At 35.4% G+C, this 1,468-nt stretch carries 1 protein-coding gene; it reads right to left on the reverse strand.

All coding sequences use genetic code 11. From position 1 onward, the window contains the following. The coding region (locus BMX09_RS09815) for a hypothetical protein (protein WP_089748100.1) at positions 1 to 1,468 on the reverse strand (1,468 nt) is incomplete at both ends.

Below are 1,468 nucleotides of genomic sequence, written 5' to 3' on the forward strand. Positions count from 1 at the left end.
TTTAATCTTATGAGCCTCAATCCATTCGATTAGGGCTTTTTCTTTTTTATAGCAATTATCAAACTTTGTTATGCATTTCTTTTTATCTATATTCTGTATCCTATCATCGTAACAGTAAAGTAGGAATGAGGAATACCAATCCCGTTGTACTTCAATACCATTTTGTAGCTTATACAATCGGTCAGATAGTTTCTTTTTGATATAGTCATCTGCAGTATGGTCATACTGTGAGGCTCTGTAATTATTTGGTACTTCTATATATGTACCACCAGTTACCGTAAACTTTTTCTCCACTGTAGTTTGAAATCCAGATGGACATCGGTTCTTTATGGATTTACCAAAACGTTTCTTCTTATTAAATTTACCTTTATCGTTTTTAGTGGTTTCTTTAGCTCGTTTCATGAGCTTGCTTGCATTTTTAGGTTCTGTGACAAATGTATCTCCGAGACTTCGCAGATGGTTAGCATCTTCATTTATTGCAAGCTGTCTATTTACTGCATTGATACGGCATAATTCAGAATGTTTCGCTTTTAGTTTCTTATAATGATTTGAATATTTCCAGGTCTTGTAACCTTTCTTAACAGTCCCATCAGTATTATAATTTTGTGGATTAGTGGCTCGTCTTGATCTATCCATAGCACGATAGAGCAGGCGTTCTTTTCTTTCAGAAGTTTGTATGCTGTTGCCACGTTCTGAAAGATTCTTTAAACCGACTTCTGTATCAGATGTATAAGCAACAGTCTGTGTGCCAATATCAGCACCTATCATCCCTTTACCGTACTTGTGACGAGGATTGCCGTACTTATCATATTTTGATTTTGCTTTACCCTCGATAGTAAGGTGTAGATATACTCTGTATTTACCCCGTATCATCTTGGGAATCAAGGTTGCATAGCAAGGTCTGTATGTATCTATGCAATAATCATCTTCTATGAGAGTGTTTACAGCTTTGTTATCCATAAACTCAAAATCAGTAAGGTATGCCAAAATGGCATCTACTTCGTCCTGTTGAAATCTATCATTTACCTGTATACCAAAAATAGTTTTTCCAAGTTTGAATTGCAATTTATCATCTTTTACAGATATTGGAATGCCCCGATTTATCTGTTTTGCACGAATGCAAGGCAGTTCTCCATATTTTGAAAAATGAATGGTCTTGCCATTGCCATACAAGCATTTCTCAATACCTCGCCAAACATCCTCGGCTTTTGTTAATGCAAATATAGCCGGCACCCCATATTTCTTACCTATTGGAATCATAGATTTTCTACAATAATCCCATGTGACATTGTAGTTTTTTTGCATTTCGTTAAGTTGCTTAGCATAAATTTTGCGTTTCCCCTTATCTTTGGTGCTACCATACAGAAATAGTAATTTACGGTATCTCTTTGTACGTAGAAGTTGTTCATAATTCTTTCTTATCAGACTAACAAGCTCATTACCTGCTTTGCGTATCTTATCAGAAAGA

It is taken from the genome of Granulicatella balaenopterae (assembly GCF_900111135.1).
Taxonomy (GTDB): Bacteria; Bacillota; Bacilli; order Lactobacillales; family Aerococcaceae; genus Granulicatella; species Granulicatella balaenopterae.